Genomic DNA, 7,922 nt, shown 5'->3' with positions numbered 1-7,922 from the left:
TCATGCTGGATTGGTGTTGCCTGACCGCGCATCACCGGACAGATCTCGAGAAGCTGGTCTTAAGATATGGCGCAAGTGAACCGCTCGGCGTGGTTCCAATAAAGCGACCGTATCGAACACGTCGATGGCATCTCATAAGGATTGGGTTGTAAAAGGTAACCCTTTCTGCCGCGTCCCTTCGGGACGACGGCTAATGGATGAGCATTGGCAATGAGAACGATCAAGTGAAAGAAGGGCATTTGGTGGATGCCTTGGCATGCACAGGCGATGAAGGACGTGATACGCTGCGATAAGCCGTGGGGAGCTGCGAATGAGCTTTGATCCATGGATCTCCGAATGGGGGAACCCACCTTAAATGCTTGGAAAATTTAAGTCGTACGCAAGTACGGCTTAGGTTTCCAAGTATTGTTTAAAGGTATCTTACTCTGAATACATAGGGGTAAGAAGCGAACGCAGGGAACTGAAACATCTAAGTACCTGCAGGAAAGGACATCAACCGAGACTCCGCAAGTAGTGGCGAGCGAACGCGGACCAGGCCAGTGGCACTGAGGAATAAAGTGGAACGACATGGAAAGGTCGGCCGTAGAGGGTGATAGCCCCTTACACGTAGAACACTCAGTGTCCTTGAGTAAGGCGGGACACGTGAAATCCTGTCTGAACATGGGGAGACCACTCTCCAAGCCTAAGTACTCGTGCATGACCGATAGCGAACAAGTACCGTGAGGGAAAGGTGAAAAGCACCCCGACAAGGGGAGTGAAATAGAACCTGAAACCGGATGCCTACAAACAGTTGGAGCCCGCAAGGGTGACAGCGTACCTTTTGTATAATGGGTCAACGACTTAGTGTGACGAGCAAGCTTAAGCCGATAGGTGAAGGCGCAGCGAAAGCGAGTCTGAACAGGGCGTTCAGTTCGTCGCATTAGACCCGAAACCGAGTGATCTAGCCATGAGCAGGTTGAAGGTTGGGTAACACCAACTGGAGGACCGAACCCGCATCTGTTGCAATAGATTGGGATGACTTGTGGTTAGGGGTGAAAGGCCAATCAAACTCGGAAATAGCTGGTTCTCCGCGAAAACTATTTAGGTAGTGCGTCGACCGAATACCCTCGGGGGTAGAGCACTGGATGGGCTATGGGGACTCACCGTCTTACTGATCCTAACCAAACTCCGAATACCGAGGAGTACTAGTCGGCAGACACACGGCGGGTGCTAACGTCCGTCGTGAAAAGGGCAACAACCCTGACCTCCAGCTAAGGTCCCCAAGTCATGGCTAAGTGGGAAAGGATGTGAGGATCCCAAAACAACCAGGATGTTGGCTTAGAAGCAGCCATCATTTAAAGAAAGCGTAACAGCTCACTGGTCTAATTAAGGGTCTTTGCGCCGAAAATGTAACGGGGCTAAAGCCATGCACCGAAGCTGAGGATACGTCGCAAGACGTGTGGTAGCGGAGCGTTCCGTAAGCCTGTGAAGGGATACCCGTGAGGGGTCCTGGAGGTATCGGAAGTGCGAATGTTGACATGAGTAACGATAAAGAGGGTGAGAGACCCTCTCGCCGAAAGACCAAGGGTTCCTGCTTAAAGTTAATCTGAGCAGGGTTAGCCGGCCCCTAAGACGAGGCGGACACGCGTAGTCGATGGGAACCACGTTAATATTCGTGGGCCTGGTGGTAGTGACGGATCGCTTAACTTGTTTGGACTTATTGGATTGTCCAGGCGGGGACGCGGTTCCAGGAAATAGCTCCACCATTATAGACCGTACCCGAAACCGACACAGGTGGTCAGGTAGAGTATACCAAGGCGCTTGAGAGAACTATGCTGAAGGAACTCGGCAAATTGCACGCGTAACTTCGGAAGAAGCGTGACCCTTTTTGACGCAAGTCAGATGGGGTGGCACAGACCAGGGGGTAGCGACTGTTTATCAAAAACACAGGGCTCTGCGAAGTCGCAAGACGACGTATAGGGTCTGACGCCTGCCCGGTGCTGGAAGGTTAAGAGGAGGGGTGCAAGCTCTGAATCGAAGCCCCAGTAAACGGCGGCCGTAACTATAACGGTCCTAAGGTAGCGAAATTCCTTGTCGGGTAAGTTCCGACCTGCACGAATGGCGTAACGACTTCCCCGCTGTCTCCAGCATAGACTCAGTGAAATTGAATTCCCCGTGAAGATGCGGGGTTCCTGCGGTCAGACGGAAAGACCCCGTGCACCTTTACTATAGCTTTACACTGGCATTCGTGTCGGCATGTGTAGGATAGGTGGTAGGCTTTGAAGCAGGGACGCCAGTTCTTGTGGAGCCATCCTTGAAATACCACCCTTATCGTCATGGATGTCTAACCGCGGTCCGTTATCCGGATCCGGGACAGTGTATGGTGGGTAGTTTGACTGGGGCGGTCGCCTCCGAAAGAGTAACGGAGGCGCGCGATGGTGGGCTCAGACCGGTCGGAAATCGGTCGTCGAGTGCAATGGCATAAGCCCGCCTGACTGCGAGACTGACAAGTCGAGCAGAGACGAAAGTCGGTCATAGTGATCCGGTGGTCCCGCGTGGAAGGGCCATCGCTCAACGGATAAAAGGTACGCCGGGGATAACAGGCTGATGACCCCCAAGAGTCCATATCGACGGGGTTGTTTGGCACCTCGATGTCGGCTCATCGCATCCTGGGGCTGGAGCAGGTCCCAAGGGTTTGGCTGTTCGCCAATTAAAGCGGTACGTGAGCTGGGTTCAGAACGTCGTGAGACAGTTCGGTCCCTATCTGCCGTGGGTGTAGGAATATTGACAGGATCTGTCCCTAGTACGAGAGGACCGGGATGGACATATCTCTGGTGGACCTGTTGTCCTGCCAAGGGCATAGCAGGGTAGCTATATATGGAATGGATAACCGCTGAAGGCATCTAAGCGGGAAACCAACCTGAAAACGAGTATTCCCTTGAGAACCGTGGAAGACGACCACGTTGATAGGCTGGGTGTGGAAGTGCGGCAACGCATGAAGCTTACCAGTACTAATCGTTCGATTGGCTTGATCGTTCCCATTGCTTGTGCTCATCACGTTCGGACGAATGCTTTTGCATTCGCCTTGAGATGAGTGACGTGTTCAAAACAACTGAAGTGAAAACTTCAACCAGCTTCTCATTCGGTTTGCGCCAAGCTAGGCGCAAATCTTGCGCTTTGCCGACCTGGTGGTTCTGGCGGGGTGGCTGCACCCGTTCCCATTCCGAACACGGCCGTGAAACGCCCCAGCGCCGATGGTACTTCGTCTTAAGACGCGGGAGAGTAGGTCGCTGCCAGGTCTGCAAAACGCAAGAGAAACAAAACCGAAAACGATCTTCTTCTCTTCTGTCTCGGCCCTGCCGAACACGGGCCGCCACCAAGCGGCCCTTTTGTTTTGCTAGGCTGAAAATAATCAGTGCGTCCCTTACGCGAGACAAATCCTCACGGATTTGCTCGGCAGAGACAAACAACGAGATTTTGCTTCGCAAAACTCGGACCGGATTAAACGGGATTTTGCCTTCGGCAAAACCCGGAAAGAGCGGATAAATCCCATAGGGATTTACCGCGATGACGGATAAACCGCTTAGCGGTTTACCTAGATGGCGCGGGGTGGAGCAGCCCGGTAGCTCGTCAGGCTCATAACCTGAAGGCCGCAGGTTCAAATCCTGCCCCCGCAACCAAACACTCAAAAGCCCGCGCGGAGAAATCCGCCGGGCTTTTTTGGCGTTCTAGCGCTACCCGGAGAGAACGGGCGAGGGCACGAAGCACAGCGAATATCAGGCGACGTCGGCGACCTTGGCCCCTTCGCCATCCCCCGCCGAAAGCCAGCCACGCGTCGCCTCGAGGATCTCGTTCGACAGGCGGATCGTCGGCAGTACATCAGCGCCCCCAACGACCGATCGGTCTCCCCTCCCGACGCAATCTTGGCGCGGTTGAGAACGGTGAGTAAACCTTTTGGTTGCTAAATTTCTTTGTTTGCCCTTTCAAATAGCGCAAACCGGGCGCAGCCAGGCGGTCACGTCGCCCGAACAAAGCCACCTGAAACCAGCGTGATAGAGTTTGCATGAAACACATCACCATTCCGACCGACAGCTTCCTGGATGGCCGTCGATTTCCCGCAACGACCCTGCGCCTGGCTTTGATCTATGCAGCCGCCGAGTTGCTGATCAGTAGTCCGATCTGGCTCACAATCGGTGACAATCCCCTCAAGCCGTTCCTTGGCAAGCTTGTCCTTGAAGCGGTCTTTGTCGTTCTGGCCATTCTGTTTGCGCATCTGCTCAGCCGCATGAGAAGGCAGCGCTATGCCACGCAAATTTTCGTGTGCCTGCTGCTTTCCCTGGTCAGCTCCCTCGGTATGTCGCTGCTGGACTACTACCTCTACACGCTGATCATGTCGCCCGTCGTCGTGCCGTTCAACATCATGGATTACGGCTATGCGGTCTGTTACCGCATGTCGATCTTCTTTGGCTGGTCGTTTCTCTTCGTGGCGTTACTCAATCACATGGACGTCCGCGATCGGGATCTGAAACTGATTGCCTCGCGCGAAGAGGCGCTGGCGGCGCAGATGCGTGCGTTGCAATATCAGATAAACCCGCATTTCCTCTTCAATACGCTCAACTCCATCACCGGCCTGGTGGAGGAGGGGGCATCGCAGCGGGCCGAGCGGATGATCATGTCGCTCTCGGGGTTTCTGCGGTCGACGCTGCAGCTCGATCCGATGCGCGAATTGCGGCTTGCGGACGAAATGGCTCTGCAGAAAGAGTATCTCGATATCGAGAAGGAGCGGTTTTCGGATCGAATGGTCGTCCGTATCGACATCCCTCCCGAACTCGAGGGTGCCATGGTTCCAAGTCTGATCCTGCAGCCGCTGGTCGAGAATGCGGTGAAGCACGGCGTCGGCCGCTCAATCGGCGAGGTCGAAATTCACATCCGGGCGGCCCGGGTCGGAGGGACGCTTAATCTGTCCGTCGAAAACGGCGTTGCCGCGTCCGCTTCCGGCAAGGCGGGCGAGGGCCTCGGTATTGGCCTTGCCAATGTCGCTCATCGGGTCAGGACGCATTTTCCGGAGGGTGCATCATTGACCGCCGGTCATGTCGGGCCGACGCGCTATCGCGTTTCGCTGCACATGCCGCTGAGATTTGCACAAGCTGACGCGTAGGTGGCCGAAACCGTCAGAGAACCTCGGCAACGATGTCGTCGATCCGTTCGCCCATTCAGGCCGGAGGGGAAATCCGGCCCGACAGGAGATCGTCAACTGAGATCGGCGCTCAATCGGGGACCACGTCCCATTTGTCGTCGGGATCGAAACGATCGATGAAGGGCACGATCTGTTCGGTGCTCGGCCCCAGGTCCCGCTCGTAAACGATGCCCTGCTGGTTGACGACGAAGGTCTTGACGCCGGTCTCGGCATAACTGACCGGCCAGGCGATCAAGGCGAAACCGCCGATCATGTTGCCGTTGATGACATAGTCATATCGGCCGCCGGCAATGTTATCGCCTTGCGATGTCACGATGCGGAAGCGGTAGCCGAAGTAGCCTTGGCCGGCCTTGGCCTTTTCCAGTGCTGCCTCGCTGATCGAGTCGCCGACCGGGCTTTCGCCATCGCCCTGATCGGCCGGCCAGTAGAGCCCGTCCGTCTGGCCAGGTGTACTGATCAGCTTCTGGGCATATTCGAGCACGCCATCGGCGTCGCGATCCTGCGAGGCGTATTCCTTCTGCGCATCGACATAGGCCTGTACTGTATCGATCGCCTCGAGTTCGTTCTCGCCGACGCGGCGATTGACAATCTCCTCGAGCCCGACATAGGTGTCGAAAGCCCATTTGCCGTCCTCGCCCTTGGTGATTGGGAAGGGCAGGGGCCAGAGCCGATCGCCGAGCTGGATGATCTTGCGCCCTTCGAGGTCGCGCACGACGACATTGCGGGCGGCACCTTCACGAATGAGCGCGAACGTATCCATCGCCCCTTCACCGGCCTTCAGCTTCTCCGCATTGAGCCCCAGAAGCTTCGCCAGACCGTCGAAGTCATTGGCGGCGAGCTTCGCCTTGAATTCGTCGACCGCTTTGGCGGGATCATCGAAGACCGGCGGATCCTCGTCGGCAGCATAGGCATCGAGGCCCGCAGCCATTTGATCCGTTGGCGCCTGTTCCGCCGGGGTCTGTGTCTGCGAGAAAGACGCGTTGAGTGGCACGGCGGCCAGCGTGAGGGCGATCGCCGTTCCGAGGAGAAACGGATGAAAGAGCTTTGCCATGGTCGTTCTCCTATGATCCGTTCAACGTCTGCGTCCGCCGCCGCCGCGACCACCACCGCCACGGTGCATTGGCGGTCTGCCGCCGCCGCGGCTCATCTGTGGCCGCCCGCCGCCGCGGTGGCCACCGCCCATGCTCTGACCGCCGCGGCGTGACGAGTTGATTTCACGCCGCCCGGGATTGACGTTGCCGAGGCCCGATGGATTTCTCGACCGGTTCTGCGCCTTGGCGGCCATCTTCTTCTTGCCGCCCTGACGGTTCACTTGCGAAGGCTTTTTGCCGCCAGGGCGGTTGAGGCTCGGCTTGCCGTCGCCGGGCCGCGCTTTCGCAACCCCCTGCCCGCCACCACCGGGCCGCGCTGCCGGCCTCTGCTGGGCCTTCAGCCCATCGAGCGTGCTCTTGCGCACGTCCCGGATCTGACCGCCGCCACCACCGCCGGGCCGCGCGTTCGGCCGATCGCGGTTGATCTCGGCGGCGCGGTTGCGCAGGTTGTTGTTGCCGTTTGCCTTGATGTTGTTCTTGATGCTGTTTCGGTCGAAATGCTGAAGCTGGTCGCGGTCGAAGTTGATCTTGCTGCGATCGACATTCTTCCAGTCGATGTCGTTCCACTTCACCTTGCCGTTGATGTTGTTGAAGCAGTTGTTGCAGTCGATGTCCATGTCGCCGCCGTTCCAGCGGCCGCCCCAGACGCCCCAATCGTCCCAGTCGACGATCGCCGCGAAGGCAGCCCCAGTCACCGCGCCGGCGAAGAAGGCCGCCCCCGGATACCAATAGGCCGGATAGGGTTCTTCATAGTAGCCGATCGGCGCCGGTGCATAATTCGGCTCGTACAGCATCTCCGGCGGATACTGCGGAACGTAGATCGTTTCGGGGTTGGCTGCCTGGATGATGACGTTGTCGCCTTCCTGGACCACCTTCACCTTGTCGTCGCTCTTGATGATGTTCTTGGCGACGGCCTCGTCGCGCAATTGCTGTATCGCGATCAGCACATCTTTCTGCTGATTGGCGATCGCGTCGCCGAAAGCCTGCGTCCACTCGAGGTCTTCGCTCATCATCTTGACGATCTGGGGATAGTTGAGCAGCGAAATGACGCTACCGTCCCAATCGTCCTTTGGCTTCATGTCGGGTTTCTTCTGGCGAGCCTCCAGAAACCGTTCTGCCTCGACTATCTGCAGCGGATAGAGCGCGGCAGCGGAAATAAGCGCCACCAGCTCGTCCGGATAGAGCGCGATGCGTGCGACCAGAACTTCGAGCTCGTCGTCGCTGAGGGGGTCCGGCGCCGTCTGCTGCTCAGCGGCTGGCGCACTCGCAGTCTGCTGGGCCATGACGGCCGTGATGGGCGTTGAAACCAGTATCGTCACTGCGCTGCCGAGCGCGATGATCGTTTTCCGGATCATCTATCCAGCCTCCCTTTGTTGGCTGAGGCGCGCGGGCGCTTGGACAAGCGCGCGTGACAGCCCCCTGTCGACGCTTCTGCTGCAACCAGTGCTTGATGCGGTCGCAGCTTATATTTCTACTGCCGTCTGTCACAGGTATCTCTAGAGGAGGGTAGCCGATGGGGAAGCCTGAATGACGTATGCTACTGTATGTTACTGCCTACCGGCCATCGCCGGGGTACGATCCGCATGACTGTTGCACGGGCGGAGATATGCTGGCTGCCGCGGGTCCCAGGCATATGGATTCGGCGATAGGCGGGG

3 protein-coding genes, 1 tRNA gene and 2 rRNA genes are annotated in these 7,922 nt (G+C 57.4%); 4 read left to right on the top strand and 2 right to left on the bottom strand.

Translation table 11 applies throughout. The annotated features are described in order from the left end of the window. Nucleotides 1-218: 218 nt before the first annotated feature. The 4 genes from ACN9MO_RS15840 (at nt 219) to ACN9MO_RS15825 (ending at nt 5,137) form a co-directional block, all read left to right on the top strand. Nucleotides 219-3,015, top strand: a 23S ribosomal RNA gene (locus ACN9MO_RS15840). A 148-nt stretch (nt 3,016-3,163) separates the two neighbouring features. Beyond that, a 5S ribosomal RNA gene (gene rrf / locus ACN9MO_RS15835) occupies nt 3,164-3,278 on the top strand. A gap of 304 nt (nt 3,279-3,582) precedes the next feature. Then, nucleotides 3,583-3,659, top strand: a tRNA-Met gene (locus tag ACN9MO_RS15830). A 383-nt stretch (nt 3,660-4,042) separates the two neighbouring features. Next, the gene (locus tag ACN9MO_RS15825; protein WP_218373495.1) at nt 4,043-5,137 is read left to right on the top strand and encodes a sensor histidine kinase; all 1,095 of its coding nucleotides are present in this window, start codon (nt 4,043-4,045) and stop codon (nt 5,135-5,137) included. A 109-nt stretch (nt 5,138-5,246) separates the two neighbouring features. On the opposite strand, the gene ACN9MO_RS15820 is transcribed toward ACN9MO_RS15825, so the two are convergent. Then, a complete protein-coding gene (locus ACN9MO_RS15820) occupies nt 5,247-6,227 on the bottom strand; it encodes a DUF2950 domain-containing protein (RefSeq protein WP_112995979.1) in 981 nt (326 codons plus the stop codon). 21 nt (nt 6,228-6,248) lie between these two features. Further along, the gene (locus ACN9MO_RS15815) at nt 6,249-7,622 is read right to left on the bottom strand and encodes a DUF3300 domain-containing protein (protein ID WP_112995977.1); all 1,374 of its coding nucleotides are present in this window, start codon (nt 7,620-7,622) and stop codon (nt 6,249-6,251) included. Nucleotides 7,623-7,922: the final 300 nt, after the last annotated feature.

Origin of the sequence: Ensifer sp. R-19 (assembly GCF_049905105.1) — a bacterium.
Lineage (GTDB): Bacteria > Pseudomonadota > Alphaproteobacteria > Rhizobiales > Rhizobiaceae > Ensifer.
This window is presented reverse-complemented; position numbering and strand designations above follow the sequence as displayed.

Bases quoted from the DNA above. Each gene is read 5' to 3' on its own strand.
- ACN9MO_RS15820 (WP_112995979.1), bottom strand. From the start codon at position 6,227: ATGGCAAAGCTCTTTCATCCGTTTCTCCTCGGAACGGCGATCGCCCTC.
- ACN9MO_RS15825 (WP_218373495.1), top strand. From the start codon at position 4,043: ATGAAACACATCACCATTCCGACCGACAGCTTCCTGGATGGCCGTCGA.
- ACN9MO_RS15815 (WP_112995977.1), bottom strand. From the start codon at position 7,622: ATGATCCGGAAAACGATCATCGCGCTCGGCAGCGCAGTGACGATACTG.